Source organism: Streptomyces sp. NPDC051776 (assembly GCF_040681345.1).
GTDB lineage: Bacteria > Actinomycetota > Actinomycetes > Streptomycetales > Streptomycetaceae > Streptomyces.
Genome location: NZ_JBFAYQ010000008.1, coordinates 25,425 through 52,111, shown reverse-complemented (window position 1 = coordinate 52,111; position 26,687 = coordinate 25,425). Strand labels below are relative to the sequence as shown.

At 70.7% G+C, this 26,687-nt stretch carries 23 protein-coding genes and 3 pseudogenes; 8 read left to right on the top strand and 18 right to left on the bottom strand.

Features of this window, described 5'->3' with window-relative positions:
* Positions 1-157: 157 nt before the first annotated feature.
* Positions 158-2,365 carry a LamG-like jellyroll fold domain-containing protein gene (locus AB0M26_RS09220; RefSeq protein WP_365256993.1) on the bottom strand — a complete coding sequence of 736 codons (2,208 nt, stop codon included), beginning with the start codon at positions 2,363-2,365 and terminating at the stop codon, positions 158-160.
* A gap of 445 nt (positions 2,366-2,810) precedes the next feature.
* Here AB0M26_RS09220 and AB0M26_RS09215 point away from each other — a divergent pair.
* Positions 2,811-3,305: pseudogene (locus AB0M26_RS09215) on the top strand (APC family permease); the annotation flags it as partial.
* Between the two features lie 154 nt (positions 3,306-3,459).
* Positions 3,460-3,876, top strand: a complete 417-nt coding sequence (locus tag AB0M26_RS09210) for a universal stress protein (RefSeq protein WP_365256990.1) — start codon at positions 3,460-3,462, stop codon at positions 3,874-3,876.
* A gap of 426 nt (positions 3,877-4,302) precedes the next feature.
* On the opposite strand, the gene AB0M26_RS09205 is transcribed toward AB0M26_RS09210, so the two are convergent.
* Positions 4,303-5,196: a putative hydro-lyase gene (locus AB0M26_RS09205; RefSeq protein WP_365256987.1), complete on the bottom strand. Its 894-nt coding sequence runs from the start codon at positions 5,194-5,196 to the stop codon at positions 4,303-4,305.
* A 14-nt stretch (positions 5,197-5,210) separates the two neighbouring features.
* On the bottom strand, positions 5,211-6,566 hold the full coding sequence (locus AB0M26_RS09200; RefSeq protein ID WP_365256985.1) for an MFS transporter: 1,356 nt from the start codon (positions 6,564-6,566) through the stop codon (positions 5,211-5,213).
* A gap of 213 nt (positions 6,567-6,779) precedes the next feature.
* On the opposite strand from AB0M26_RS09200, the pseudogene AB0M26_RS09195 reads away from it, so the two are divergent.
* Positions 6,780-7,111 (top strand): annotated as a pseudogene (locus tag AB0M26_RS09195) (GntR family transcriptional regulator); the annotation flags it as partial.
* Between the two features lie 175 nt (positions 7,112-7,286).
* On the opposite strand, the gene AB0M26_RS09190 reads toward AB0M26_RS09195, so the two are convergent.
* The 14 genes and pseudogenes from AB0M26_RS09190 to AB0M26_RS09125 all read right to left on the bottom strand — a co-directional run bounded on the left by AB0M26_RS09190 (position 7,287) and on the right by AB0M26_RS09125 (position 20,724).
* Positions 7,287-8,630, bottom strand: coding sequence for a cytochrome P450 (locus AB0M26_RS09190; protein WP_365256982.1), 1,344 nt, complete (start codon positions 8,628-8,630; stop codon positions 7,287-7,289).
* A 122-nt stretch (positions 8,631-8,752) separates the two neighbouring features.
* Positions 8,753-9,895, bottom strand: a complete 1,143-nt coding sequence (locus tag AB0M26_RS09185; RefSeq protein ID WP_365256979.1) for a selina-4(15),7(11)-diene synthase — start codon at positions 9,893-9,895, stop codon at positions 8,753-8,755.
* 399 nt (positions 9,896-10,294) lie between these two features.
* Positions 10,295-11,743 carry a cytochrome P450 gene (locus AB0M26_RS09180; protein ID WP_365256976.1) on the bottom strand — a complete coding sequence of 483 codons (1,449 nt, stop codon included), beginning with the start codon at positions 11,741-11,743 and terminating at the stop codon, positions 10,295-10,297.
* Positions 11,740-12,363, bottom strand: a complete 624-nt coding sequence (locus AB0M26_RS09175; RefSeq protein ID WP_365256973.1) for an ATP/GTP-binding protein — start codon at positions 12,361-12,363, stop codon at positions 11,740-11,742. Before AB0M26_RS09175 ends, AB0M26_RS09180 begins: the two co-directional genes overlap by 4 nt.
* A complete protein-coding gene (locus tag AB0M26_RS09170; protein ID WP_365256970.1) occupies positions 12,344-12,703 on the bottom strand; it encodes a DUF742 domain-containing protein in 360 nt (119 codons plus the stop codon). Before AB0M26_RS09170 ends, AB0M26_RS09175 begins: the two co-directional genes overlap by 20 nt.
* Positions 12,700-13,104, bottom strand: a complete 405-nt coding sequence (locus tag AB0M26_RS09165; RefSeq protein WP_365256967.1) for a roadblock/LC7 domain-containing protein — start codon at positions 13,102-13,104, stop codon at positions 12,700-12,702. Before AB0M26_RS09165 ends, AB0M26_RS09170 begins: the two co-directional genes overlap by 4 nt.
* Positions 13,105-13,107: 3 nt before the next feature.
* Complete coding sequence (locus tag AB0M26_RS09160) at positions 13,108-14,733, bottom strand: ATP-binding protein (protein WP_365256964.1); 1,626 nt, start codon at positions 14,731-14,733, stop codon at positions 13,108-13,110.
* 1,170 nt (positions 14,734-15,903) lie between these two features.
* Entirely contained in the window at positions 15,904-16,350 is a 447-nt protein-coding gene (locus AB0M26_RS09155) for a helix-turn-helix transcriptional regulator (RefSeq protein ID WP_365256960.1), read from the bottom strand.
* A gap of 416 nt (positions 16,351-16,766) precedes the next feature.
* Positions 16,767-17,088: pseudogene (locus AB0M26_RS09150) on the bottom strand (FAD-dependent oxidoreductase); the annotation flags it as partial.
* A 209-nt stretch (positions 17,089-17,297) separates the two neighbouring features.
* Positions 17,298-17,636 (bottom strand): transcriptional regulator, encoded by a 339-nt coding sequence (locus AB0M26_RS09145; protein WP_365256957.1) that lies wholly within the window; start codon positions 17,634-17,636, stop codon positions 17,298-17,300.
* Complete coding sequence (locus tag AB0M26_RS09140) at positions 17,623-18,144, bottom strand: hypothetical protein (RefSeq protein WP_365256954.1); 522 nt, start codon at positions 18,142-18,144, stop codon at positions 17,623-17,625. The genes AB0M26_RS09145 and AB0M26_RS09140 overlap by 14 nt, the downstream gene beginning before the upstream one ends.
* A 42-nt stretch (positions 18,145-18,186) precedes the next feature.
* Positions 18,187-18,357 (bottom strand): hypothetical protein, encoded by a 171-nt coding sequence (locus AB0M26_RS09135; RefSeq protein ID WP_365256951.1) that lies wholly within the window; start codon positions 18,355-18,357, stop codon positions 18,187-18,189.
* A 234-nt stretch (positions 18,358-18,591) separates the two neighbouring features.
* On the bottom strand, positions 18,592-19,458 hold the full coding sequence (locus tag AB0M26_RS09130; RefSeq protein WP_365256948.1) for an alpha/beta hydrolase: 867 nt from the start codon (positions 19,456-19,458) through the stop codon (positions 18,592-18,594).
* 120 nt (positions 19,459-19,578) lie between these two features.
* Positions 19,579-20,724 (bottom strand): NADH:flavin oxidoreductase/NADH oxidase, encoded by a 1,146-nt coding sequence (locus AB0M26_RS09125; protein WP_365256945.1) that lies wholly within the window; start codon positions 20,722-20,724, stop codon positions 19,579-19,581.
* 130 nt (positions 20,725-20,854) lie between these two features.
* On the opposite strand from AB0M26_RS09125, the gene AB0M26_RS09120 reads away from it, so the two are divergent.
* The 5 genes from AB0M26_RS09120 to AB0M26_RS09100 all read left to right on the top strand — a co-directional run bounded on the left by AB0M26_RS09120 (position 20,855) and on the right by AB0M26_RS09100 (position 25,629).
* The gene (locus tag AB0M26_RS09120; protein ID WP_365256942.1) at positions 20,855-21,349 is read left to right on the top strand and encodes a MarR family transcriptional regulator; all 495 of its coding nucleotides are present in this window, start codon (positions 20,855-20,857) and stop codon (positions 21,347-21,349) included.
* A gap of 38 nt (positions 21,350-21,387) precedes the next feature.
* Positions 21,388-22,359, top strand: a complete 972-nt coding sequence (locus AB0M26_RS09115; RefSeq protein WP_365256939.1) for a polysaccharide deacetylase — start codon at positions 21,388-21,390, stop codon at positions 22,357-22,359.
* A 124-nt stretch (positions 22,360-22,483) separates the two neighbouring features.
* Positions 22,484-23,572 (top strand): ABC transporter substrate-binding protein, encoded by a 1,089-nt coding sequence (locus AB0M26_RS09110; protein WP_365256936.1) that lies wholly within the window; start codon positions 22,484-22,486, stop codon positions 23,570-23,572.
* Positions 23,573-24,778 carry an iron ABC transporter permease gene (locus tag AB0M26_RS09105; protein WP_365256933.1) on the top strand — a complete coding sequence of 402 codons (1,206 nt, stop codon included), beginning with the start codon at positions 23,573-23,575 and terminating at the stop codon, positions 24,776-24,778. It abuts the gene before it with no gap.
* A complete protein-coding gene (locus AB0M26_RS09100) occupies positions 24,775-25,629 on the top strand; it encodes an ABC transporter ATP-binding protein (RefSeq protein WP_365256930.1) in 855 nt (284 codons plus the stop codon). Before AB0M26_RS09105 ends, AB0M26_RS09100 begins: the two co-directional genes overlap by 4 nt.
* On the opposite strand, the gene AB0M26_RS09095 is transcribed toward AB0M26_RS09100, so the two are convergent.
* Positions 25,596-26,624 carry an isocyanide synthase family protein gene (locus tag AB0M26_RS09095; protein ID WP_365256927.1) on the bottom strand — a complete coding sequence of 343 codons (1,029 nt, stop codon included), beginning with the start codon at positions 26,622-26,624 and terminating at the stop codon, positions 25,596-25,598. The genes AB0M26_RS09100 and AB0M26_RS09095 overlap by 34 nt on opposite strands.
* Positions 26,625-26,687: the final 63 nt, after the last annotated feature.

The following is a 26,687-nucleotide window of genomic DNA, read 5'->3' as shown; positions in this document are numbered from 1 at the left end:
ACTCTTTCGGGAGAGACCGGTGGACGGAATGCGTCCATGATCTCGGTACAGACGTTCGCCGGTACTGGTGAAATTCCCTGGTGCGGCATCCCGGGGCGTACGGGCGAGGCCGGGCCTCGCCCGGGCCCTCGCCCGTGCGGCGGTGGAACCGGTCGTCTCAACCCGCCGCCAGCGCCGCCGCCTCGGCCGGCGTGACCGCGCGCGGGAAGGCGCGTACGTCGTCGATCGAGCCGCGGAACTGGTCCGAGGGGCGTCCCTCCCACTTGCCGCGCCCCACCGTGAAGGCGCCATCGGCCGACCAGTTCGCCGTGTGCCGGGACGTGTCCTCGAGCCTGCCGTTGACGTACAGCCGGAGTTCGTCGTCCGCGGCGTCGTAGACACCCGCGAGATGCACCCAGGTGCCGATGGCCGGGCTGGTCTCCGAGACCGCCTCGTCCTCGTCGGCGTCGGAGGAGTCGATGTCCTCCAGCGCAAGGCGCCACCGGTCGATGCTCGCGTCGTACTGCAGGAAGAAGCGGCTCACCTCTTCGCCGTCCTGGCCCACCGCCGTGAAGAACTCCGCCTTGGACGCGGGCTTGACCCATGCGGCGACGGTGAAGCTCCGGTCGGTGGCCACCGCCTTGTTGCGACCCTCGACGTACTGGTCGCGGCCGTTGAAGGTCAGGGAGCCGCCGCGGGAACCGCTCCTGCGCGGGGCGCCCACCAGGATCCCGGTGTTGCCGTTGCCGGAGTCGTCGGCGGTCGTTCCGCCCCCGATCTCGTCGAAGTCCCAGCGGACGGAGGCCCCAGGGACCGCCGGTGCGGAGGGCGTACGGCCCGGTGTGGGGTGCGTGGGCTTCTTCGTGGGGGTGGGCTTCGGCCGGGGCTTCGGCGCCTCGGTCCGTGTCGGCGTGGCCATCGTCGGGCCGGGGAGGGCCGGTTCGTAGGTCGGACGGGGGAGTCTCGGCACGGCTTGCCCGCCGGACCGGTCGGAGGTGTCCGTCAGGCTGACGATGGTCGCCGGGACGGCGATGGTCAGAGCCGCCAGTGCCGCCCCGACGGCCAGTTGCCGAGGCTTCGGCCAGTGTCGGGTCCGGGTGTCGCGCGGCACCCGCGAGTGCTTTCCTGCAGGCGAGGGCTTTTTCGGCCGCCCCACCGGTGAAGCCGTCCGTACGAGAGAGGCTGCGCCCATGGGCGATGTCTTCCCCACGGGCCAGGACGTCCCCGCGAGCAACGGCTTTGTTGCGAAAGCGGGCTTGCGTACGAGCGGCGATGTACGGGCGAGGGCGGACGCCCACAGCAGGGAGGCCTTCCGTACCGCGGAGTCCTGTACGGGAGCGAGTCCTCCTACCGCCGACAAGGCGGCGCCACGCACCGCGCGCGCCGCGGACACGGCCGTCCGCAGCGCCGTACCGGCGGCCTGCCGCAGTGCGGCCGCGATCCGCTCGGACGCCGGTGGTTGCACCGGCGCGGGCTCGGAGGCGGGCAGTGGCGGGGGCGTGCGCAGGCCCGCCGCCGACACCCGACCGGCGAGATAGCGGGCGCCGCCCCAGGGCAGCAGCCCCTCGGCCAGCAGCGTGTCGCAGTGGTCCTGCATCCGCAGCAGGTCGTCGAAGGCCCGGTGGCAGCACGGGCATTCGGCGATATGACCGTCGAGCCCGGACGCCACCTGCGCGTCCCTGAGGCGTGTGGCCGCGACGACGAGGCGGCTGAAGCCCCGGCACGGCCCGTCGAGGCGTTCCTCGTAGACCTGGATGTAGCGGCTGCGGAACCGTTCGCGCGCGTTCAGACACCACGTCCGGACGGTGCTCGCCGGCACGCCCAGCAGCCGTCCGATGCGGCCCGCGTCCTCGCGCTCGACGAGGTCGTGCCACAGCACGGTCCGGGTGCGCACGGGGAGTTGGCGGAAGGCCAGTAACAGGACGGACTCCGGGCGTGCGGCGGTGTCGTGCGTGCCGGACACGTCCCCCGCACCGCTCTCCAGCCAGGTGCGGAGGTCGGGGCTGAGATCGCTCGCCCGCTCCGACCCCGACCACTCGACTGCCGTGTGCAGTACGCGCGTCAGCAGATGCGGTCGCCATGCCTCCTGCGGCACGTGGGCGTCACCGATGGCGGACGCCGTGCGGCACGACTCCCCGGCCAGGACGTCGGCCGTGCGAGGCGCGGAGACGCAGAGGGACGCGTATGCCCGTACGGCGTCCTGGTGGCGGGACCACAGCACATCGGCCGCTTCGCCCGCGGTCCCGGCATTCCGGCGGACCAGCCGCACCAACTCCATGTCGCTCAGGACCGCGTGATCGCGGAAGCCCGTCGGACCCGGTACCCAGGTGCCCTCCGGGACCCCGTCCGCGCCGGCGACATGGTGGTTCTGCCCGTGGTGCGACACCAGTGAATTCCTTCCGAAACCCCGTGCGTTGAGACACCCGCCCGACTGCCCGGTGATGCGACAGGGGGAGGCGAGGCCGAATGTAGTGACAACCAGGGCGGTCGTCCATGCATGTCACCCGGTTGTCGATCAACAACTCGAAAGTCTTTCCAGGATCGAGAGCCCCGACATTTCGTGGACATTCGGAATACGGCGGAGGGGAGGGGCGCGTCGGCGACCGGCGTCGAGTAGCCGGCCGGCGGCCCGGTCGCGCGGGTGGCCGAACCGCCCGTGCGGCGGCCGGTGTCGCCCGGCATTCCGCCGCTGTGCGCGCAGTCCGCGCAATCCTTCCGGTGACGACGGAACGCCTTTCCCTCCCTGACACGCTCCCCAAGAATGCCCCAATGGTAAAAAACGGACGCAGCGCACTGTTCTATGGATTCATCACATCCTGAGCGAGGGGAACATGACCGACGACATCGCGGAAGCCAAGCCGCCCGGCGAATTGAAGGCCAATTCGATCGGATTCGTCGATGCGCTCGTCATCGGACTCAACGCCACGTCCCCGGCGTATTCGGTGGCGGCCGTCATCGGCCCGATCGTGGCGCTCGTCGGCATTCACGCCCCCGGCGTGATGCTCGCGTCGTTCGTGCCGATGCTGCTCATCGCATCGGCCTCCTACTACCTCAACAGGGTCGACCGGGACTGCGGGTTCTCATGGGTGACCCGGGCCATGGGACCGTGGGCGGGCTGGCTCGGTGGATGGGCCACCGCGATGACCGGCGTCCTGGTGGTCGGAGCGCTCGCGGACGTCGCCGTGAGCTTCGCCCTCCTGGCCTTCGGGCTCGACAGCTGGGTCGAGAACGACGTGGTGCGCCAAGTCCTCACGGTGCTGCTCGTCGTGGTGATGACGGGCCTGTGCGTCATCGGCACCGAACTGTCGGCACGCGTGCAGAACGTCTGGTTCGGGCTCGGCCCCCCGCTCGTCATCGGCATCGGCATCGCTCTCGCCGGGGTGCTGATCATGATCGTCCGGCGGCTGGTGGACCCGGACTTCTGGGCGGAACGCCGCGGCGTCGTCGACCCGGCACTCGTCCACGGCAAGGAGTCCTGAGATGTCGGTCGTCCTCGGATACGACGAGTCGCCGGGCTCGGCGCGTGCCCTGCGCGTCGCGATCGACATCGCGGCCGCCTTCGGCGATCCGCTCGTCCTCGTCTTCGGCGCCGCGGCCCGGGGCACTACGGGCGAGGAGCACCGCACGCATCAGGAGGTCATCCGCCAGGCCGGCCGCATCGGGCTGGACCACGCCGTCATGATGGCCGACGCGGCCGGTGTGTCGACGACGGTCGAAGTCATCGACCAGAAGCCGGCCCCGGCCCTGGTCGAGGCCGCCGCCCGGCACAGCGCGAGAGTCATCGTCGTCGGGACGTGGGGCGAGAGCCCGATGCGGGGCGCGCTGCTGGGCTCGACACCTCACAAGCTGCTGCACCTGTCCCGCGTCCCCGTGCTCTGCGTGCCCGGCGAGGAGTGAGGACGCGGCGGGGCCCATGGTCTCACCTGCCGGGCGGAAAACGGGGTGCCGGGGCGGGGGCCCGCGTGGAAGCGTGACCTCATGCGGATGTGGACGGTGCAGGACCCCGGGGCGGCCCCGGTCCTCGAGGAGCGCGGGCTGCTGACCGGGGACTGGAGCCGTGACTCCCCCTCGTTGCGGCCGGGGTACGAGCTGATGGTCGCGGAGATGCGCCGACGCGGTATCGACTGCGCCGGACGTCCGCCCGTATGGACCTGGCGGGATCCGACTCGCGCGACCGGCGGGTCCTGGAGACGGCGCGGTCCCTGCTCGGGGCGCAGGAGTGGGAGCAGGGCGCCGTCGTCCTCGACCTCGACGTGCCGGACGCCCTGGTTCTGACCAGCTCGTACGGCGCGGCGAACCGGACAAACCCTGGCGGGGGCGGCACTAGACCACCCGGTAGTCCTCGTCGCGCGCGTTGGTGATCAGCATCTGGCCCGGCGCGTGGGTGAGGGCGAACGGCGGACGCGAGGCCATCACGGCAGCCTGCGGGGTGACCCCGCATGCCCAGAACACCGGGACGTCCCCGGGTTCGGCCTCCACCGGATCACCGAAGTCCGGGCGGTCCAGGTCGGCGATGCCCAGCGCGGCGGGGTCGCCGTGGTGCACCGGACGGCCGTGCACCGCCGGCATCAGGGCGGTCTCACGGACCGCCGTGTCGAGGAGGCCGGCCGGTACGGGCCGCATCGACACCACCAACGGGCCGTGCAGCCGTCCTGCCGGACGGCACTGACGGTTCGTCACGTACATGGCGACGTTCCGGCCCTGCTCGACATGGCGCATCGGCACCCCCGCGCCGGACAGCGCCGACTCGAAGGTGAAGCTGCAGCCGATCAGGAACGACACCAGATCGCGGCGCCAGTGGCCGGTCACCTCGGCCGGCTCGTCGACCGGTTCACCGTGCTTCCACACCCGGTAGCGGGGGATGTCCGTGCGCAGGTCCGCGCCGGGCGCCAGCGGCGTGGTCCAGGCCCCGGCGTCGGTGACGTCGAGCACCGGGCAGGGCTGGGGATTGCGCTGGCAGAAGAGCAGCACGTCGTACGCCCAGTCGGCCGGGACGGCGATCAGGTTGGCCTGGGTGTACCCGGGTGCCAGGCCGGCTGTCGTACCGGCAGCGCCGGCCCGGAAGCGCGTCCGGGCCGCGCCGGGACTCAGCGCCGGACCGGGACCGGTGCCCGCGCGGGGGACGGGTCCGGTGCCCGCGCCGGGGACCCTGCCGCCGCCCCGTCCCCGTCCCCGGCCCGGGGCGCCGTCCGGACTCCCGTCACCGCCCCGGGCCATGGCCTCCGTTCCCCTCACAGCAGCTCGCGGCCGCGCGTCTCGGGCAGCCCGAACAGCGCCAGCACGGCGAGTCCGTAGCCGACCGCGCCGAAGATCAGAGCGCCGCCGACGCCCCAGCTCTCGGAGAGGAATCCGACCAGGGTGGGGAAGAAGGCGCCCACGGCGCGGCCGGTGTTGTACGTGAAGCCCTGCCCGCTGCCGCGTACGGCCGTCGGGTACAGCTCGCTGAGGAACGACCCGAAGCCGCTGAAGATCGCCGACATGCAGAAGCCGAGCGGGAATCCCAGGAGGAGCACAAGGGTGTTCGCGCCCTCGGGGATGTTGGTGTAGGCGACGATGCAGGCGGCGGAGAGGAACGCGAAAAGCGTGATGTTCCGCTTCCGGCCCAGCTTGTCGGTGAGATATCCGCCTGTGAGGTAGCCGATGAAAGCGCCGGAGATGAGGAAGGTCAGATAGCCGCCGGTGCCGACGACGGTGAGCTCGCGCTCGGACTTCAGATAGGTCGGCACCCAGGTGGCCAGCGTGTAGTAGCCGCCCTGGACACCTGTGGAGAGCAGCACGGCGAAGAGCGTGGTGCGCAGCAGCTCCGGTTTGAAGATGGTGGCGAACGAGTCCAGGGAGCCCTTGCCGGCCTCCTTGCGCTGCTCGGTGGCCTTCGGGGCGTCCTTGACCTTGCGCCGTACGTAGACGACCAGCAGGGCGGGCATGGCGCCGGTGAAGAACATGACGCGCCAGGCCGTGGACTCGTCGAAGGTCTCGAAGACCAAGGTGTAGACGATGACGGCGAGGGCCCAGCCGACTGCCCACGAGCTCTGGATGGCGCCGAGGGTGCGGCCGCGGTGCTTGGAGGTGGCGTACTCGGCGACCAGGATCGCGCCGACCGCCCACTCGCCTCCGAAGCCGAGACCCTGAAGGGCGCGGAAGGCGAGCAGCGTCTCGTAGTTCGGGGCAAATCCGCACAGAACTGTGAAAACGGCGTAGGTGATGACCGTGATCATCAGGGCCTTGACCCGGCCGATGCGGTCGGCCAGGACGCCCGCCACGGCGCCGCCGATCGCCGAGACGACGAGGGTAACGGTGGTCAGAAGACCGGTCTGGCCGTTGCCCAGCCCGAAGTACGCCGCGATCGCCACCATGCTGAGTGGCAGAGTGAAGAAATCATAGGAGTCCAGGGCGTAACCGCCGAAAGCGCCTGCGAAGGCGCGGCGTCCGCGGGGTCCGAGCGCACGGAGCCAGGCGAACGCACCGGTGTCGTCCGGGAGTTGGGCGGACGGGGTTTTTGTGGCAGCTCCGCCGTCGGCGACGCCGTCGGCCGTGGGGGACGCCGACGGGTTGGAAGGATTGACCGGTGATGGGGACTTGCTGCTCATTTGCACCTCACAGGAGGACGTTTATCGGGTGCGCTGAGAACGGACGCACCGGAGGGGACCACCGGCAGCGTGGGCCCAAGCTAGAGGATCGTTGAACGATCCTTCAAGGGGTGCGTTGTCTCGTTTCCGGGTTCTGCGATTGACCGGCGTCACCGGGCGTGGTGGATCGGAGGGGCAGCGAGACCCGGGCGGGGCCGCGGGACATGGTGACGGCTGAGGCCGAGTCGAGCACCGGCCGACGACCGGGCTCTCCCGGGCCGTACGAGTACGGCGTGACGTGTCGCCGGAATTCTGACGCTCGCGTCGCGGACCGGCACCTCCCGCCCGGGACACGGCCGTCGGAGGACGGCATCGGTGGGGCGCTCGGTGTCTCGCGAAACGCCCTGCGCGAGGCGATCCGGCTGCTGACACACGAGCGGCTGCTCGTGCACCGGCTCAACCGCGGTGCCTTCGTGCGGACGTTCGCCGTCGAGGACGTCGCCGACATCCACGGCGTACGGCGAATGGTCCGCCGCGGTGTGCTGCGGCGTGTGGCCGCTCCGCCCCTGCCCCCTGGACGGACTCCGAGCAGCCGGCACCGCGGGCGAGCGGCCCCGGGTACGGTCCGGCGCTGCTCTGACCAGCCCAGGACTTGTGCCGCCGCGCCGCGGAACTCCCGTTGCATTCAAACGGGTTGAGGGAACGCAGTGCACCGGTGCGCCACGATCCCTGTTTCCGGCGTCAGTTCTCCCGCGTCACGACCCTCATCGGCAGACTGTCGGGGTGGGCCACGGCCGAAGCGACCTCGCGGACCGCGTGGTCCGGCAGCGGCTCGAAGCGCCACCGCGGGAGCACCGTGGCCAGCGCGATGACGATCTCCGCCCATGCGAAGCCGTCGCCGATGCACTTGCGGTTGCCCGAGCCGAACGGGACGAAGCCCTCCCGGGGCAGCCTCTCGCGCCGCTCCGGCAGCCAGCGGTCCGGGTCGAAGCGCGCGGGGTCGTCGTACAGGCGCGGGTCGCGATGCAGGGCGTAGAGGCTGAAGGCGACCTCCGTGCCCACCGGGAGGTGGACGCCGCCCAGTTCGACCGGAGCTGTCGCCTGCCGCATGAGCAGCGGCACCGAGTGCAGACGGGAGATCTCCTTCAGCACGCGGTCGGCGTAGGCGAGCCGCGGCACGTCCTCGAAGGTGACGGGCCGGTCTCCGACAACCGATGCGATCTCCGCGAGGAGGCGTTCCTCGACATCGGGGCGGGAGGCGAGTTCGTGGAAGGTCCAGGCGAGCGTCGACGCCGTGGTCTCCGTCCCGGCGAACATGATCGCTACGAGTTCGTCCCGGACCTCCTTGTCCGTGAGGGCCTCACCGGTGTCCGCGTCGCGTGCCGCGAGGAGCAGGTGCAGCAGATCGTTGCACTCGGTGTCACCCTGCGCGTGAGAGGCGGCGATCACGTCGTCGATGACCCGCCGCAACCGGGTCGACGCGGCGTCGAACCGGCGGTTGGCGGGGATAGGCACCCGGTCGAAGAGACGCGGTGTGACGGTGCGTACGAGCGCGTTCTTGAGGAGGATCGGTACGTCGCGGCGGACCGCTTCGGCGGCCGGACGGCTGATCTCCGTGGAGAACAGCGTCTCGCCGAGTGTGGCCACCGAGAATTCGGCCAACTCCTGGTCGATCGCGACGACCTGTCCGCTCGTCCACGCGTCCGACATGGCCTGCGAACGGGTGGCCATGACCTTCGCGTACTCGGCGATGCGGGCGTGGTGGAACATCGGCTGCATCAGCCGGCGGTGCGGCCGGTGGATGTGCGAGGGCGCGGTCGGCAGGGCGTCGCCGACCAGGATCCGCGCCCGGACGAAGAAGCGGCCCTTGTCGAAGTGGCGCGCCTTGGAGACCAGTAGCTCGTGGGTCAGTTCGGCGCTGGTGACGAAGTAGATGGGCAGGGTGCCGACATCGACCCGTACGAAGTCACCTGTGGTGCGCAGCTCCTGAAGGAAGGCCAGGGGGTTTCGCAGCAGGGGAAGGGCGTGGCCGACCAGTGGCAGACGCCCGGGGGCACGTGGGACCGCCCGCAGCGGAGCACTCACTCTCGCAGTCCTTTCGTCGTCGGGACCGGCCGGAAGGCGGGCCGGCGGGCCCGCTGTCGGTGGGGAGTCGGGAGGGGTGATGCCCGCACCGTGCGGGCTGCGGGCCTGGGTGCGCGGTTCGTTCAGGCCGTACGCACACTGCTCCTGCGCCGCGGGGCCGCAGGGTTCTTCCTGGCGCTCTTCCGGCGGTGGGGCAGCGTTTCCTCGCGGTTCTCCCTGGGTAGCAGGCTCCACCACCAGGCCACCGCGGGGATGTCCAGCGCCTCCGTGCTGTCGTCCGTGGGGGTGTCGCTGAACGTGGACGGCAGATCGGCGGGGTCCTCCGGCGTGGTGTAGCGGCGGGAACTGATGCCCCAGTCCTGGGCGCCGCGGATGAACGAGCCGATGCTGTGGAGATAGCGGCGCAGTTGCGGGCTGCCGGTGGCTTCCAGCTGCGCGCACAGGCGCAGGTACAGGCACATGACGCGGTCGCGCTGTGCCACCGCGGTCCGGAGCGCGTCCTCGGGGCTCATGCCCTCGTGGTGTTCCAGGACGCGCAGCACGTTGAGGTAGTACTGATCGGCCCTGCTCTCCTTGTGGTGGGAGAAGATGTCGTTGTCCCAGGTGATGATGAAGTAGGCCATCTCCGCCACCCCCCGGACGGTGACGTCGTCGCGCTCGTGCGACTGGAGTTCGTAGCCGTGGCCCATCTCCAGCAGGGGCATGACGACGGAGGTGGCGCCGTCGTAAAGACGCATCAGGGTGTAGTCGTTGAGGTCGGGGACCGTGCCGTGGCTGCGGTGCGAGGCCTCCCACACCACGGACATGAAGTACTCGCGCAGCGCGTCCACCCAGCGGGCGACCTGTCCCGGTGTGCCGAGGCGCGACATCCGGCGGCTGAGGTCCCGGAGCCCGGCTGCCAGCGGATCGGGATCGAGCATCGGCACGTCGGGGTTCTGTGCCACACGCAGCAGCCGGGAGAGTTCGGCTACCAGCCGGCTGGGGTCGTTGCCGAGGTCTCCCTCCTCGCAGTGCCCGTCGTCGACACCGAAGAGCCAGAGGACGAAGTCGGCGAGGAGGGAGACGACGTCCTCGCGCCCCTCGGGGAGGATGCGGGCCGCGAAGGTGCCGATGTCGTGGCGGACGAGCTTTCTGCGCAGTTCCTCGGAGCCGATGCCGAACTGCACCGCCCAGGCGGCCGTACGGTCGTCGATCTCCTTGTGCCGCGGATGGATCGCGGGCGGTATGGGGGAGTAGACGGGGGGCACGATCAACCCGTGTTCCACTGCCGATCACCTCAATGTATCCAGCGGACGGGCCGCTTCCACACAACCGTCGTGAGGAGGCACGGGGACGTGGCCTCCTGCATTGCTCAACCAGCCGGCGTCCCCGCCATGGCCCGGGGCCGAAGGGATCCAGAGGGCCGAAGCTGCCGCTCGCCGCAATCGGCGACCGCTCAGCGGAGCGGGCATGCTCGTGACGCCGGGTACGGCGGACGTTCCGCAACCCGGTACCGCGTTCCAGCATGTCAGTAAGAGGTCGTTTATGGCCACAACAGGTCACCTAATGCCTTGAGTTGGGCACGAGGTGGACTTGAAAAGACACTTTCGATCGTGCGGGGACTCTGGACACCCCGGAGAAATCCCAGGGTGTCCGCACCCGCGGGAGGCCTACGGCGGGAGCCCCTACCTCCGTCCGCGGAGCCTGCGCATCAGCGAGGACCACCACGGCGTACGCACAGGAGCCGCCGCGGAGAGCGTCCCCGCCGCCACCGGCTCCCCCTGCGGAGCCCGCATCGGAGGCAGTTCGGCCGAGGGCAGGGGATGGCTCCCGGTCCTCCGGGAGGACTCCGGGCGGCGCGCGGTGAAGGTCACCGGCAGCGCCACCAGACGACGGGACATCAGCGCGGTGTCCCACCGCAGTTCGTCCTCGGAGACGGAGAGCTGCAGATCGGGCAGCCGGGTGAGCAGCGCGTCGATCCCGGTGTCCACGATCGCCCGGCCGAGATCCTGGCCCGGGCACTCGTGCGGGCCTCCGCTGAACGCCAGGTGCGAGCGGTTGCCGTGCATCGGGGCCGAGGTGTCCGGGCGGATGTCCGGGTCGGTGTTGCCCGCGGCGAGCCCGAGCACCAGCATGTCTCCGGCCTTGATGGACTTTCCGGCGAGTTCGGCGTCGCCGGTGGCCCACCGGCCGATGTTCGTCGTCATCGGAGGCTCGTCCCAGAGCACCTGCTCCAGCGCGTCCGGCAGCGTCATGTGGCCGCCCGTGAGCGTCGCCCGGAAACGCTGATCGGTGAGGACCAGCCGCAGCGTATTGGCGATCAGGTTGACGGTCGGCTCGTTCGCCGAGACCAGCAGCACACGCAGATGCTCGCGCACCTCGTCGTCGGTGAGTCCGGCAGGGTGCTCCAGCAGCTTGGAGGCCACGTCGTGTCCGGGCGTGACGCGCTTGCGCCGCACCAGACCTTCCAGGGTCTCCGTGATGTACTCGTTGCTGACCGCCGCCGTCTCCGTGCCGCGGATCATGTCCTTGGCTGCGTCGACGAGGTGCGGACCGTAGCCCTCCGGCATTCCGAAGAGCTGGGTGATCACGCGCATCGGCAGCTGATCCGCGAACTGCTCGACCAGATCGGCCCGTCCGGTCGGGGCGAACTCGTCGATGAGCTGGTGGGCGAAGCGTGTGACGTACCGACGGATGCCGCGGGCCTCGAAGCGCGCAAGGCTCTCGGTGACCGCCCGGCGCAACCGCTCGTGCTCCGTGCCGTCGGCGAACACGCACAGCGGCTGCCACATCGTCAGCGGCGCCATCGGGTGCTCCGGCGGCACTTTGCCCTGCTGCATGTCGTGCCAGTGACGGGAGTCCCGGGAGAAGAGCGAGGGGGTGCGCGCCACCTCCAGGTTCTCCCGGTGGCCCAGGACGAGCCAGGCCCGCAGGTCGCCCGGCAGGAGCACCGGGGCCAGCGCGCCGTGCTCGGCGCGCAGCGTCTCGTACAGCTTCATGGGGTCGGCGTCGGCCTCGGGGCCGTAGAGCCGCCGGAGGCCGCCGGGGGTCGTCCCGTGGGCGGGGCAGCCCGGGGGAGGGGCGGCGGCGCTCGCGCCGGAAGGGGCCGACGGGTCGGGGGTCGGGGTGGTCACGTTGTCGCCTCCGAGGACAGGACGAGAGAACGTAGGTATTGCATCAGCGCCATCAGGACCTCCCGGCTGGAGTTCCGTTGACGCACATCGCACACGATGATCGGGACCGTCGCCGGAAGGTCGAGAGCGTCCCGCAGCTCCTCGACGGGGTAAGAGGGGGCCGCGGGGAACGCGTTGACCGCGACCACGAACGGGACCCCGGCCTCTTCCAGACGCCCGATCACATCGAAACTGACCTCCAGGCGGCGGGTGTCCACGAGCACCACGGCGCCGAGGGCACCCTCGAACAGGCCGTTCCAGAGGAACCAGAAACGCTGCTGCCCCGGGGTACCGAACAGATAGAGCACAAGCTCCTCGTTCAGGCTGATCCGGCCGAAGTCCATGGCGACGGTGGTGTGGACCTTCTGCTCCACCCCGGAGATGTCGTCCACGCCCTCGCCGGCCTGGGTCATCGTCTCTTCGGTCGTCAGGGGCCGGATCTCGCTCACCGAGCGGACCAGCGTCGTCTTGCCGACGCCGAAGCCCCCGACGATGACCACCTTGACCGCGGTGCTGGCCGAGGACGGCAGCGCGTCCTCGCTCCGCGGGCCCACAGCCTCGTCAGAGATTCCGTAATCCATGGATCACCGCCTCAATCAGTGCGACGTCGGGAAGCGACGAGGCGGGCTCTCGCGCTTCGACCTGTTCTTCGGACAGCAGATCCGCGAGCAGCACGGTGATCACGCTGACGGGCAGCCCGAGGTACGCGGAGATCTCGGCCACCGACAGCGGGGAGTGGGTGACCCGCAGTATCGAGGAGTGTTCGGGCTGCATGCCGACCTTCGGCTCCGTACGCGCCACGATCAGGGTGACCAGATCGAGTTCGGCCGCGGCCGTCTCCGACGCGTCGCTGCGTCCGCCGGTGATCACATAGAGCCGCTCGGGGCTGTCCTTCTCCCAGTTCTGCGCCCCTTCGCTCACGTGGCCGAACCGCTGTCACGCGGAGGGCTGGTGAGGTGCGCGCCGATACGGGCGACCAGGTCGCGCATGTGCTGCCCGACCAGGCCGGCGTCCACGCCCTCGTCCGCCAGTACGGCCAGATGGGCTCCGGCTCCGGCCGCCAGGAGGTACATGAAGCCGCCGTTCACCTCGATGACGACCATGCGCATCCGGCCGTCGCTGTGGGGGAACTCCTGGGCGACCGCCACGGAGAGGCTCTGCAGCCCCGAGCCGATCGCGGCGAGGCGGTCGGCCGTGTCCCTGTCCGTGAGGTACTGCGCCATGCACAAGCCGTCCGATGACAGCAACACGACATAGCGGACCTGCGGGACGCTCTCCGCCAAGTCCTTGAGCATCCAGTCCATGTCGGCCCGGCGATCCATTGCTTATTCACCCTCATCTAACGACTTGTCGTTGGTGTCGCGGACGGCGGTCGCCCGCGGTCCGCCGGACAGGCCGCTCTGCAGATCGACCATCCACATGCCGGGCGCCGGCTCTTCGGCCGCCGCCCGTGGCGCGTCCTGCGCCGCGACGGCAGGGGCCGGAGCGGGTGCCGGAGCGGGCGCCGCCGGGGGAACGACGCCCCGGGCGCCGGCGCCCGGATGCGCGTCGGCCGGACGCGCCCCCGGGCCCGGGCGGGCCGCTGGACCCGGGCGGCGGCGACGGCGCTGCGGGAGCCCGTTGGCGGTCCGCTCCACCCCGGCAGGGGCGTCGTCGTCCTCTTCCCTCAACGACGGCCCGGTCGGCGCGAGTTGGGGCCTGCGGGTCAGGGGGACGCTCGGGGCGGCTTCGCCCGCCTGTGCGGCACTGCCGTCGATGGGGCGCTGGCCGGAGCTGGCACCGATGCCGTGTGCGCGGCCGTCCGCGGGGGCCGTGGTGATCAGCTTCTGGGGGACGACCAGCACTGCTCGGACACCGCCGTACGCGGACGGGGGGAGCGAGACCTGGAAGTCGTACGCCTGGGCCAGCCGGCCGACCACGGCCAGGCCGAGTCGGGGTGCTTCACCGAGGTCGTTGAGGTCGATGCCGGCCTGTGCCTCCTTGAGCATCTGTTCGGCCCGGGCGCGGGCCTCCTCGCTCAGACCGACACCGCCGTCCTCGATCTCGATGGCGATGCCCGCGTGGACCTCGCTCGCGGTGAGGTGGACCCGGGCCTTCGGCGGCGAGTAGCGGGTCGCGTTGTCCAGCAGCTCGGCCAGGGCGTGGATGAGGGGCTCGACCGCGGGGCCGATGACCGCGACGTTCGCGACCGAGTGCAGTTCCACGCGCTGGTAGTCGAGGATGCGGGACATCGCACCGCGCAGCACGCTGTAGACCGGAACGGCCTTGCTCCACTGGCGCCCGGGACGCGCTCCGCCGAGGACGGCGATGCTGTCCGCCAGACGTCCGATCAGGGCTGTGCCGTGGTCGAGGCGCAGCAGATCGGCGAAGAACTCCGGCTTCTGGCCGTGCCGGTCCTCCATGGCGCGCAGGTCGGTGGCCTGCCGGTAGACGATGGCCTGCACGCGGCGGGCGACGTTGACGACACCGCGCTGTGCGGAGTCTCGCAGGGTCTCCTCGGCCTGGACGGCCTCGACGACCGAGCGCATCAGCGCCTGCTGGGCGGCGTGGAACTCCGGGCTGAGGCCCTCGCTCTCTCCGACCATGGATGCCAGCACGTCCTCGGCGAACTCGCCTTCCTGGAGCCGGGCAACGGCTTCGGGCAGCCGCTCCCGGGCCAACCGCACTGTGACCGCTTCCTGTTGTCCGAGGCGATGCCGAAGTGCCTCGGTCTGTTCGGCGGCTTGGGCCCGAAGTGACGCCAACGCCTGCCCGCGTCGGGCCACTTCGGCTGCGAGTGCCGCCACCGCGACGGTTGCGACGGCGCCGCAGAGGGCGACCGCTCCCCGTGCGTCGGCCGAAACCACCGCCGTTGCGATGGCCGCCACACCCGCTATCGCGATGGCGGGTAGTAACCACGCGACTACGGGTCCGGATCGTTGTCCTCCGGGTGACGATTCGGCACGAATCATCAAGTCCTCAAATCGATCGAAAGGTTACACAAACGGAGGGCTCACGGCGGCGCGGCAGAGTCGTCAGGAGGTGCCTCGGGCAACCCTCAATCGGTGGCAGTCCAGGCTGACCTGGGAGGATGCGCCGACACGCTGAGCCCCACGAAGGATAGCCGGAATCGATCACCTATGGCGCAGTGTCTTCGAACTTGTACGTTCCTCTTTCGGGATGCGGTCTCAAAGGTGCAGGACACGGCAACTGGGCAGGGATATCCCCAGATTGACGTTCGGTCGGCCCTGCCCGGGGGCCCGATGTGGGCGGAACAGCATCACCGCCGCGTGCCCCGGGCGGACGCAGGTTTTTCCTCGGCAGGGCAGCCCCATGGACGGGCCCCGCCGAGCGGACCGGCGAGGAGGCCCGGGCGATGGCGTCGTCAGGAGCGGCGAAGAAACCCGTGCCGTCTGTGCGGTCGACGGGCCCGGCACCCCAGCCCCGCCGTGACGAGAACGCGCAGGGCGCGGGGCCGAGTGCTGACGCCGAAGGCTCTCCCGCAGCCGGTCGTCGAGCAGCGTGTCGGACGCCGCACGGACAAGACCCGCCGGCGGAGCGGGAAAACGGTCGGCGAGCAGACCCCGGGTGGCGTTCGGGGGTGACTGGCCCTCGGGGTGACCGTGAAGATGCGGTCCTCGAAGTCGTCCATCCAGGGAGGCCGGTTCCGCATACGATCCCGGCAGCGGCTCGATGGCCATGCGCCGCGCCGGCCCCCGCGTAGAAGCCGTACGCGGCTTCCTTCTCCGCAGTGGTCGTCGCACGCGGAGGATGCGGCCGTCCGCCTCGTCCGCCTCGTCCGCCACCGGCCACAGCGGCCGCAGGGCCACGAACGCACCGCGCCGCTCCTGCCGCGCGCACCGCCGCGAGGATGAAGCCCGTACACATCAGCATCGCGCCGATCGTGGCGAACCTCGGTCGGGCCACGGTGGAGAGCGCATCGAGGCCCTCCGCCCCCGCGGAACGCCGCGCCGATGGCAACCACCTTGCACAGCACCTGGCCCAGAGCGACCTGGCAGCCGCTGGCGATCAGCCGCACCCCTGTGCGTACTGCCACCCGGTCGGGGTCACGGCGGGCCAGTTCGCCCGCGTGGGGCCAGCAGGCCCGGGCGATGCCGAGCAGCGCCCCGCGGCAGTTCCGCTCATGCTGTCCTTTGCTCGTCATCATCCGGATCAGCCGGCATCCCCGCGGCCTTGCGATACTCCTCGATGATCTGCTCCACGGCGGCCTGCATCGCCGCGGGCAGCCCGGCCGACCTCCGCAGAATGCGCCGCGCCCTGTGGTCGCGGATCGCGGCCAAGTCCGCCAGTTCCGCTTGGACTTGGGCGGAGACCTCGTCGTTGCGGAAGAGGTCCAGGGGCACGCCGAAGAACCCGGCCAGCCTGGCCGCCGTTTCCAGCGAGGGCCGGTTGCGGCCGGTGCGCAGATACCCGATCGCGGTCGTGCTCAGACCGGTCGCCCGTGCGACCTCGCCGTTGGTGTACGGGCGGCCCTGTGAGGCGGGATACATGTGCGCGAAGAGATGCTCCAAGCGCTCGGCGAACCGCTCGGATGCAAAATCGCCTGCGCCCGCGCTGCTGTCGCCCATGTGGCAGAAACCCCCGGCCGTTATGCGCTTTTGTGGATCGCAGTCCGCAGCAGTATGTCCCAGCGGAGACGATCCACGCCACCTCGTGCAACAAGTGTTGATGCTCCAGTCGCGGCTGGCTCCGCACCCAGCACAGAAACCCGGCACTCGAACGGCACAGCTGTTAACAGTAGTTGACACACCCCATCCGTCAAGCGATGATCAGGGCTCCGCCGGGCTGCCGGAGTGGGGGCGGAACGGGGGTTCGCCCCACTCCGGCGGACAAGCGGCGATGCGCGCTCGCACAGCGCCGGGCACCGTACGTTCGCACCCAGCCCCGCCCCGATCCGGCCCCCGCCCCGAATCTCTTGGCGGGTACGGCGGTTGGGAGCAGGCGGTTGACGGAGCAGCGCCGTCAGTTCTCTGTCCCGGCGCAGGACGAGGTCCGGCAGCGTCCGGCCCGCCGGATTGGCCGAAGTCAGCCCGCTGCCCACGTAGCCGCCCGCCCAGCCCAGTCCCGTGGCGTGGTCGACGTGGATCGTTGAGCACCAGTCCCGCGGTACGCCCAGCACGCCGCACCACGCGTGCTCGATCCCGGCCCCCGCCGCGTCCGGGAAGAGGCGGCGAGCGTGCGCCAGAGAGCGTCCACCGTCCGCGGTTGAGTGGCGCCCGGACATCGGTGCCCGAGCCGTAGCGGTACGGAACGCCGCGGCCACCGATGGCTATCCGGCCGTCGGCGGTGACCTGGGCGTGGATGTAAATTCGCCGCCTGAGTCGGCGAGGAAGTTGGCTATGCCCATGTCGATGCCGACCACGGCGCCGGTCGTGGGCAGCGGTTCGGGCTGGGCCTGGTCGGCGGTCAGGACGACGTACCAGCCCGCGGCCTTCCCGCTTCACGCTGATCGTTTGACCCCGCGGACCACCGGCCGGTACCGGTGCACCTTGATCCGCTCCTGCTTCGCCGGGTGTCAGCCCACGCCCGTGTCCGACTCGGTGCGGTGCGCATCGCCCGCCTCGCGGGAGCGCGCTGCGATCCGCTGCAGGGCTTCGATGTGCCGCTCGAGTGCCACGCGGCCGGTGGTGCTCAAGTTCAGCCAGGTCCGGGGGCGTTTGCCGACGTAGCCCTTTCTCACCTCGAGGTAGTCCTGTTTTCCGAGCGTGGTGATCTGCTTGGACAGTGCGGAGTCGGACATGCCCACCGAGTCGCGTACGAATCCGAACTCCGCCCAGCGCGTGGCCGAGAGCAGTGAAACGATGGAGAGCCGCGTGGGATCCAGCAACAGGGGATCGACGTCAGGAGCCGTCATGGGTTTCCGCACCGCTCCTCCGGCGGCTGTACCTCAGGAGGCGCAGCTGAAGGTCTTGGAACTTTCCTGCGAAAAGAGTCATGGAAATCGCAAGGGCCAGCCCGAGAAGAGTGTGCCAGTACGGAATGTCGCCCGGCCGGAAGGGTATCAGCGAGCCCACCGAATAGGCGGCGCCCACGGTGATCAGTATTGCCGTGAGCGCGAGCAGATAGGTCGGCGGGACGCCGCGCATCGGCATTCCGGCGGACCGCCGGCCGAGCAGTGCCGACCCGCGCCGCGAGTGGAGGAGGCCGAGTTGGGCGATGAGGAGGGCGTCCAGGGCGAGATAGGACCAGATGCGGTGGTCTTCGTCGAGGAAGTCGAACGAGGCGAAGAAGAGGAAGGCCACGACGGCCCAGGAGGCCGAGAGCCAACGTGGCTCGCGCATGGCGTCCAAGGCCTGGTCCTGTCGGCGCCGTACGGCGCCGAGTGCGCGCGACGCGTCCTCGGGTGTGGGTTGCTCGGCCACGGCTTGCTCCTTGGTGGGGGCTGAGTGTCGGGGTGGGGGAGGTCAGGGGAGGGTCGGAGCGCCTCGGAAGAAGATGCGGATCCCGCTCTTCAGCACCGCACAGACCCCTTCCGCCGGTGTGGACCGGCACGGGGTGTGCAGCACGCGCTGCGCCTCGACGGCGATGCCGCGCCCCGCGGTGGCCCAGGTCGCCGCGCCCGTCAGCACGACCACGCACAGCAGGATCCCCGCTTGCCCTCCGCGCGGTCGCAGGTGCGGACCGAGCCTGCGCACGGTCGTGGCCCGTCGGCCGGGCAATGCGCGAAGCGTTCCCCGGCCGCTGTGGCAACCGGCCGTGAGGGCAGCGTGGTTGGAGGTGGGGATCCGTTCGACCGGCATACCGTCTCCCGCGACTGTCTCCACCAGGAAGTACTTTCCTAGGCGGAAAGTATGGCCCTCTCTTGCCCTTTAGGCAAGTAGTTTCCTGTCCTCGATGCCGAGGTGCCCCGCAGCGGTTCTCCGGACCGGCCCCTCGGGCATACCACCTGCGGTCGTGCCGGCCCCCGCTATCCCCTGGAGCAGGATCGCCGTCGCGTCCGGGCTCTCCATGAGGAACCAGTGGCCACCCAGGCCGACGGGGACGACGTCCATGCGGTGGCCGTAGTGCTCGATGGCCTCGGGAGCGAGGAGCTTCTCCACCGCCAGGACCGTGACGGGGGCGTCGGTGGCGGCCAGGGCGCTGTCGAGGTCCCAGAACATCACCTCGTCGAGGATGTCCACGGCGGTCCCGGGCTCGACGGCCCGCAGGTCCCTGGTGAGCATCCGACGGAACCCCGGATCCGTGTCCTCGCTCGAGAACGACTCCACGAGGTGGTCGACCGCCGCGGGGAAGTCGCTGCGGAAGGGACCGGTCACGGCGGCGGTCTCCTCCTTCGTCGCACGCGGATAGAACTGGAGGTAGGTGAGGGAGTCCAGCGCCACGACGTGCCGCACGCGGTGGGGCGCGAGGCGGGCGGTCTCGAGTACCACTGCCGCGCCCATGGAATGGCCCGCCAGGACGGCGCTTTCGATGTGTTCGGCGTCCAGGACGGCCGCGACATCCTGGGCGAAGGCCTCCACCGTCCAGCTCCGGCGCTCACTGCGCGACTCGTTTCCGTGTCCCGGGAGGTCGATCGCGATCACGTGGTGACAGGTGGTCAGCCGGGGGAGGAGCCCGTCGAAGTGGGCGCGTGAACCGGACCAGCCGTGAACCAGCACCAGCGGCGGCCCGCCTTCCACTCCACCGGTCGCGTAGGCAAGAGTCGAGTCCTCGGTGACGAGTCGCTTCGTGTGCATGGCGTTTCCCTACGTGCGTGTGCGTGTGGCTGTGCTTGTGGTGATTCGGGCGTGTGCCTTGTGTCTGCCGTGCGCTGTGCGGCTCGTGTTCACGTGCCCGGCGGGTCGTACGGGAAGCGGCTATCCGGCGGCCGTGGTGTCGCTGGGGGACGCGATGCCGAAGCCCCAGGCGTACTGCTGCGGCCAGGTGAGATCCGCGCCGAGCCGCTGGGCGGCCTGCCGCGGCCAGTACGGACTGCGCAGCAATTCCCGCCCGAGGAAGACCGCGTCGGCCTGTCCCATTGCCACGATCTCCTCGGCCTGCGCCGGTTCGGTGATCACGCCGACGGTGGAGACGGGGACGCCGGACCGGCTGCGGACCTCCGCCGCGAACGGCGCGTGATAGCCGGGTGCGAACGGCAGTTGGGCGTGCGGGGCTATGCCGCCGGTGGAGACGTCGAGCAGGTCGACGCCACGGGTGTGCAGTTCCTTGGCCAGGCGCACGGTCTCCTCCAGCGTCCAGCCCTCGCGGTCGTCGCCCGGAGTGCCGCCCAGCGCGTCGATGGCCGATGTGCGGAAGAACAGGGGCAGTTCCTCCGGCCACACGGCGCGGACGGCATCGACGACGTCGAGCGCGAAGCGCGCCCGGTTCTCGAACGAGCCGCCGTACAGATCCGTGCGCCGGTTGCTGTACGGCGACAGGAACTGGTGGATGAGATACCCGTGTCCGCCCTGCAGCTCGATGACCTTGAACCCGGCCGCCAGAGCGCGCTGCGCGGCCCGCGCGAAGTCGCCGACGATACGGGCGATCTCCTCCCGGCTCAGCTCCTTGGGGACCGGAACCGCCCCGTGCGGTTGCGGGCTCGGGCCCAGGGTCTCCCACCCGCCCTCCGCCGGGGCGATGGGCCGGCGCCCCTTCCAGGGGGGCTCCTGCGAGGACTTGCGGCCGGCGTGTGCCAACTGGATCCCCGGCACCGCTCCCGAGCGGTGTTGGAACTCCGCGATCCGGGCGAGCCCGTCCTGCTGCTGCCCGTTCCAGAGTCCGAGGTCCCAGGGCGTGATCCGCCCCTCCGGGCTGACCGCGGTCATCTCCACCATGGTCAGCCCGGCGCCGCCGACGGCGCGGGCGGCCAGGTGGGCGAAGTGCCAGTCGGCCGCGACGCCGGTGCCGGGGCCCGTCGCCTCCGCGGAGTACTGGCACATCGGCGACATCCAGACCCGGTTGGGGAACGTCAGCGAGCGCAACGTGATCGGTTCAAAGAGTGAGCTTCCGGACGCCGTGCCCATGATGATCCCCTCGGTGCAGCTGTTGGCGGTGCGGTTAATCTGCGTGCGAAATATTTTCGCACGCCTGCTTTATTGTCAAGGCGCTATCATGGCCAATGTCTGTGAGGCGACGACTCCGAGGAGGCCGGACGTGTCGGATGAGGCCATCAAGGCCAGCGTCCAGGGATGGCGCTCTCTCGCCGGACTGCACACCGTGATCGAGACCCGTATCGAGCGGGCCCTGCAGGCCGAGCTGCGCCTCAGCGCCACGGAGTACACGGTCCTCGACGTTCTCAGTGAGCAGGACGCATGGCACATGCGGATGCAGCAGCTCTCCCAGGCCGTGACCCTGAGCCACAGCGCCACCACTCGCCTCGTGACCCGCCTGGAGGGACAGGGGCTGTTGAGCCGCTATCTCTGCGACACCGACCGTCGCGGCATCTACACCGAGGTCACAGACGCCGGGCGGGAGTTGCTGGCCAAGGCGCGCCCCGTCCATGACGCCGCCCTGCAGGCGGCGCTCAGCGAAGCCGCCGCGTCCCCCGAACTGTCCCGTCTCGTCAAGGCCGTCGAGTCCATGGGGCCGTGCGGGCCCGACGAGGCGAAGGGCACCGGCCGGCCCCGCAGGGCCGAGCGGGCCGGTTAGGCCGGCTGGAGCGGATCACCCCGGGAGGCGCGTCGTTCATGGCTGCATCCGAGACCGGGCCCGAGCCCCGGCCCGGCACCGAGTCCAGGACCGGGCTTGGACCCGGGCCGGGGACCGAGTCCCGGCCCGGGACCGAGCCCTGGCGCTGGCCGGAGACGACCTGGCGCGACCACGTCCGCCGCGTACGGGCGGGCCGGCCCTTGCGCCGCGCGTGGCCCGGCGACGGAAAGGCCGCCGTTGCGCTGTCCTTCGACTCCGATCACGAGACCCTGCCGCTCCGGGACGGCGAGACCGGGCCGGGGAAGCTGGCCCAGGGCGAGTTCGGCTCGCGCGTAGGGGTGCCCCGCATCATGCGTCTGCTGGAGCGGCACGCCATCCCCGCCACGTTCTTCATGCCCGCCGTGTCCGCGCTGCTCCACCCCGGGGAGGCCCGAGGCTACACCGACGCCGGCCACGAAGTCGGTCTGCACGGCTGGATCCACGAACGCAACGTCGGACTGGCCCCCGCCGACGAGCGGGAACTCGCCTTCCGCAGCGCGGACACCCTGGAGGCACTGACCGGCGTCCGCCCCGTCGGTCTGCGCACCCCCTCGTGGGACTTCTCCGACCACACGCTCGCCGTCATCCGCGAACTCGGCCTGCTCTACGACTCCTCGCTCATGGCCGACGACGGCTGCTACGAGCTGCTGGCCGATGGAGAACCGACCGGCGTGGTCGAGCTGCCGGTCGAGTGGATCCGTGACGACGCCCCCTACTTCTCCATGGAGCGTTACGCCGCCCTGCGCCCGTACACACCTCCGCGCGGTGTCCTGACCATCTGGCGCGACGAGTTCGACATGGCGTATGCCGAAGGCGGGCTCTTCCAGCTCACCCTGCACCCGCACATCATCGGCCACCGCTCCCGTATGGCCGTGCTCACCGAGCTCGTCGAGCACATCGCCGGGCACGACGGCGTGTGGTTCGCCACCCATGCGCAGATCGCCGAGCACGCCCTCTCGGCGATGACCTGAGCCGGGGCGGGCCGCCGCGCGGCGTTTCCGCGTTCCCGGGAACCCCTCCCGCCTCCCGTCCGACTATCTCGACCGGACCGGCACCGGCGGTCCGGTCGAGAAAGCGGACCACGAGGAGAATGTCATGCGCTCTCGCGCGGTGTACGGTGTCGCGGCGCTGGCCGTGGCGGTTTCGGCGCTGGCCACCGGATGCGGTGGCGGAGACTGGGAACAGGGCGGGAGCGCGGAGCCGAGGGCGGCGGAGGGGCCGAAGCCCGAGGGATTCCCGGCGACGGTCACCGACTGCGAGGGCAACCGTACGACGTTCTCCCGGCCCCCCGGGAAGATCGTCACGAGCAACGCCTCCGCTCTGGAGATGCTGCTGCGCCTGGGCGCCGGCGACAAGGTGATCGGCACCGGATTCCCGCCGGGCAAGGGCACGTTGCCCGGCCGCCTCGACGCCCAGGCACAGAAGGTGCCGGTGCTCGGCCGGAAGATCATCGCCAAGGAGAAGCTCCTCGGCTCCGGCGCCGACCTCTACATCGACACCTTCGCCCACATGGGGAACATGGGCGCGATGGGCGACGCCCCGACGGAGGAGGAGTTCAAGGCGGCCGGGATCAAGCACGTCTACCTCGCCTCGACCGCCTGTGCCCCCATGGCCGAAGGACCCCAGAAGGACCTCTCCGGCGTCATGGAGGACATCGAGCGGCTGGGCGTGGTCACCGGCACCGCCGATCGGGCAGGGACGCTCGTCAAGTCCATGGACAAGAAGGTCTCCGCGGTCCGCAGGGCCGTCGGCGACGTGCCCGAGGAGAAGCTGCCGAGCTACTTCTTCTTCGACTACGACGCAGGTACCAAGCAGCCGATGGCGCTGTGCAACAAGCAGGTCGGCAATGCGGTCATCACCCAGGCGGGCGCCCGGAACGTCTTCGGCTCCTGCGACGGTGATTTCAAGCCCGTCTCCTGGGAGGACGTGGTCGGCAAGAACCCGGACTGGATCCAGCTCGCGGTCCGCGACCGGGGCAGCAAGGCAGCCAACGACAAGGCCTTCGCCGATGCCGAGACCTTCCTGAAGGAGAACGCCGCCACCAAGGGCATGAAGGCGGTCGAGGAGGGCAACTTCCTGCGCATCGGCTCGGAACGGACCACCATCGCCGGAGTCGCCAACGCGGATACGGTCCAGGAGATCGCCGCTGCCCTTCACCCCGGCAAGGTGAAGGCGGCCCGGTAGATGCCTTTGTCTCCCGTCTTCCGGAAGAGCGGTACGGGCGGGACCGCCGGGGCGCGTCCCGCCGGGAGCGTCGATCCGCCGAGCGTCCCCCCGCCCGTCCGGAACCCGCGGGGACGCTCGGCCGATGACCGGTGCGGAGACGGCTCCGCCGAGCAGCGCACCGGCCGCCGTTCCGTACGCCCTGCCCTGCGGGCCGGACTCCTCGCCGCCGTCCTCGGCGCGGCCCTGCTGGTGGCGCTCACCGCCGCAGTCGCCTGGGGCTCGACCGACATCGCGCCCGACCAGGTCTGGTCCGTGGTGTTCCGGCGACTGTCCGGCGAGCCTCCCCGGCCCGGGACGGACGACCTCATCGTGTGGCAACTCCGCGTACCGCGCGCCCTGTTGGCCGTCATCGTGGGTGCAGGACTCGGCCTGGTCGGTACGGCGACCCAGTCGCTCGTCCGCAACCCGCTCGCAGACCCGTATCTGCTGGGCATCTCCAACGGCGCCTCGCTCGGTGCCGTCGCCGCCATCGTGTTCGGTGCGAGCGCGGCCGGTCTTCTCGGGCTGGGCCTGTCCGCCGCCGCGTTCCTGGGCGCCCTCGGCGCATTCGTCCTCGTCTGGGCCACGGCCCGGCGCGGGGGTACCTTCTCCCCGCTGCGCCTGGTGCTCGCGGGCGTCGCCATCGGGCAGTTCCTCTCCGGCTTCACCAGTTTCCTGGTGCTCCGGACCGAGGACGAACAGCAGACGCACAGCGTGCTGTTCTGGCTCATGGGCTCCCTCGGCGGGGCGAGCTGGAGCCTGCTCGGCCTGCCAGCCCTGGCCGTCCTCGGCGCCGGACTGGCGCTCCAGGCCCGCGCCCGCGGACTGAACGCCCTCACCATGGGGGACGAGACCGCGGCCGGTGTCGGCGTCGACGTCACCCGCCTGCGGCGCGAACTGCTCGTCGTCACCAGCCTGCTGACGGGCTGTCTGGTCGCCGTCTCCGGAGCCATCGCCTTCGTCGGCCTGATGGTTCCGCACGTCTGCCGGTTGCTCGTCGGCGGTGACCACCGCCGGCTGCTGCCCGTCTCCGCGCTCACCGGAGCCCTACTGCTGGTCGTGGTCGACATCGTGTGCCGAACGGCCATGGACACCCAGGAACTCCCCGTCGGTGTGGTCACCTCGCTCGTCGGCGCTCCCACACTGCTGTATCTGCTGGACCGACGCCTGGAGCGCAACCGGTGAACCTCGGCATCGAGAACCTGCGCGTGAGCTACTCCGGCCGCACTGTCGTCGCGGGAGTCCATCTCGTGGCGGCGGACGGGGAGATCGCCGGGCTCATCGGCCCCAACGGCAGTGGCAAGTCCACCGTGCTGCGTACCGTCTACCGTCATCTTCGGCCCTGCGCGGGACGTGTCCTGCTCGCCGGAACGGACATCCGCGAGCTCAGCCCCGCCAGGGCCGCGCGCCATGTCGCAGCCCTCCCGCAGGAGCGCGGCAGCGACTTCGAGCTGAGCGTGTACGAGGTGGTGGCAATGGGCCGCACCCCGTACAAGCGGGCGTTCGCCGGGGAGATCGGTGAGGACCGCGAGATCGTGGGCCGCTCCCTGGAGCGGGTCGGCATGGCCGGGCATGCGGAGCGGCGGTTCTCCGCACTCTCGGGCGGAGAGCGCCAACGCGTCCTGCTCGCCCGGGCGTTCGCACAGGAGCCGGACGTCCTGGTGCTGGACGAGCCGACCAACCACCTCGACATCCTGCACCAGGTCGAGCTGCTCGCCCTGCTGCGCGCGGAGCGCCGTACGACACTCATCGCGCTGCACGACCTGAACGCCGCGGCGTCGCTGTGCGACCGGCTGCATGTGCTGCGCGACGGCTCCGTGGTCGCCTCGGGGATGCCGCGCGAGGTCCTGACCCCCGGTCTGCTCGCCGAGGTCTTCGGGGTCCGGGCCGGAGTGACCGAACACCCGCTGACCGGTGACCCGTTGATCGCGATCGACCACCGGGCGCCGGCCGGGGAAGCCCCGTCAGGGCCTGGGCCCGCGGGTCAGGAGGAGCCCGCGGGTCAGGAGGAGCCCGCCGCCTCGGCTTCGAAGTGACTGGGCCGGCCGCCTCGCAGCACGAGGCGGCCGGACTTCTCCGCCTCCCTCCGGTGCATCAACTCCCAGCGCCCGTCCGAGTGGTGGAGTACGCAGGAGTGCCAGGGGGTGGTCCAGACGTCCCGGGCGTCCAGCAGCCGAAGGCCGAACTTGTCCGTCCCCCGGGGCTGCGGATGTATCGACAGACGGAACGAGCGGGGGCGGTGGTCGGCGATGAGTGCGCCCCACGCCCGGCTGCGCTGGATCACGCCGTAGGCCCGCCTGCGGCACTCGCGCTGCAGCGCCGAGCGGGTGCCCGCGAACTCCGCCGTGTCCTCGACGAGGAACCGTGTGATCCCCCGGTAGAGCCTGAGCATCTGCTCGTCGCTGCGGGTCCGGGCGCGCAACTCGTCCACCGTCGGCGCGTACGTGGCATGGACGCGGGCCCGCTTGGAGTCGTACGGCAGGTCGCCGTAGACCGTCCGCAGGTCGAAGATGTCCAGATGCTCCAGCCTCTCGGCCCGGATCATGGCCTGGAGGCCGTCCGAGTAGGCGTCGATGTGGGCGTCGGGCACATGGATCAGATCACCGAAGAGATGTCCGTCGGAGCAGATGAGGACGCGCGCGCCCGGCGCGTACACGTCGGCGATCCGGGAGCAGAGGCGGTCCAGGAACCGCAGCGACAGGCGCTCCCCCTCGTCCGGGAGATGCCCGAGGACCTTCGCCGGGTTGGGGGACTTGCAGGGGAAGCCGGGCAGCGTGAAGAGGATCGGCTCACCGGTCGTCACGAACGGGGCGAGTTGGCGTATCTGGTCGGGGAAGGCAGCGAGCAGACCGTCGGGTGTGTCCGGCGGCGGATCGGTGTCCACGGTGCGCCGGTGCGGCAGCAGAAGGGCGAGGATCGCCGCGCAGGCGGCCCGTTGGGCCTCGGTCAGGGACTCCGCGTTCTCCAACCGTGGGGCGAGGGAGGGAACGGAGGCGGCCGGTGCGGTCAGGACGGTGCCGGCGGGTGTCATCGCGGGGCTCCTGAGTCGAGGGCGGCAGGGCGGTGTGGCGCATGGGGGTACGGCGCGCCGGCC

Coding starts and splice junctions, on each gene's coding strand:
- AB0M26_RS09210 (WP_365256990.1), top strand. CDS start 3,460: ATGTCGGTCGTCCTCGGATACGACGAGTCGCCGGGCTCGGCGCGTGCC.
- AB0M26_RS09205 (WP_365256987.1), bottom strand. CDS start 5,196: ATGGCCCGGGGCGGTGACGGGAGTCCGGACGGCGCCCCGGGCCGGGGA.
- AB0M26_RS09200 (WP_365256985.1), bottom strand. CDS start 6,566: ATGAGCAGCAAGTCCCCATCACCGGTCAATCCTTCCAACCCGTCGGCG.
- AB0M26_RS09175 (WP_365256973.1), bottom strand. CDS start 12,363: ATGGATTACGGAATCTCTGACGAGGCTGTGGGCCCGCGGAGCGAGGAC.
- AB0M26_RS09165 (WP_365256967.1), bottom strand. CDS start 13,104: ATGGATCGCCGGGCCGACATGGACTGGATGCTCAAGGACTTGGCGGAG.
- AB0M26_RS09160 (WP_365256964.1), bottom strand. CDS start 14,733: ATGATTCGTGCCGAATCGTCACCCGGAGGACAACGATCCGGACCCGTA.
- AB0M26_RS09155 (WP_365256960.1), bottom strand. CDS start 16,350: ATGGGCGACAGCAGCGCGGGCGCAGGCGATTTTGCATCCGAGCGGTTC.
- AB0M26_RS09145 (WP_365256957.1), bottom strand. CDS start 17,636: ATGACGGCTCCTGACGTCGATCCCCTGTTGCTGGATCCCACGCGGCTC.
- AB0M26_RS09130 (WP_365256948.1), bottom strand. CDS start 19,458: ATGCACACGAAGCGACTCGTCACCGAGGACTCGACTCTTGCCTACGCG.
- AB0M26_RS09125 (WP_365256945.1), bottom strand. CDS start 20,724: ATGGGCACGGCGTCCGGAAGCTCACTCTTTGAACCGATCACGTTGCGC.
- AB0M26_RS09115 (WP_365256939.1), top strand. CDS start 21,388: ATGGCTGCATCCGAGACCGGGCCCGAGCCCCGGCCCGGCACCGAGTCC.
- AB0M26_RS09110 (WP_365256936.1), top strand. CDS start 22,484: ATGCGCTCTCGCGCGGTGTACGGTGTCGCGGCGCTGGCCGTGGCGGTT.
- AB0M26_RS09105 (WP_365256933.1), top strand. CDS start 23,573: ATGCCTTTGTCTCCCGTCTTCCGGAAGAGCGGTACGGGCGGGACCGCC.
- AB0M26_RS09095 (WP_365256927.1), bottom strand. CDS start 26,624: ATGACACCCGCCGGCACCGTCCTGACCGCACCGGCCGCCTCCGTTCCC.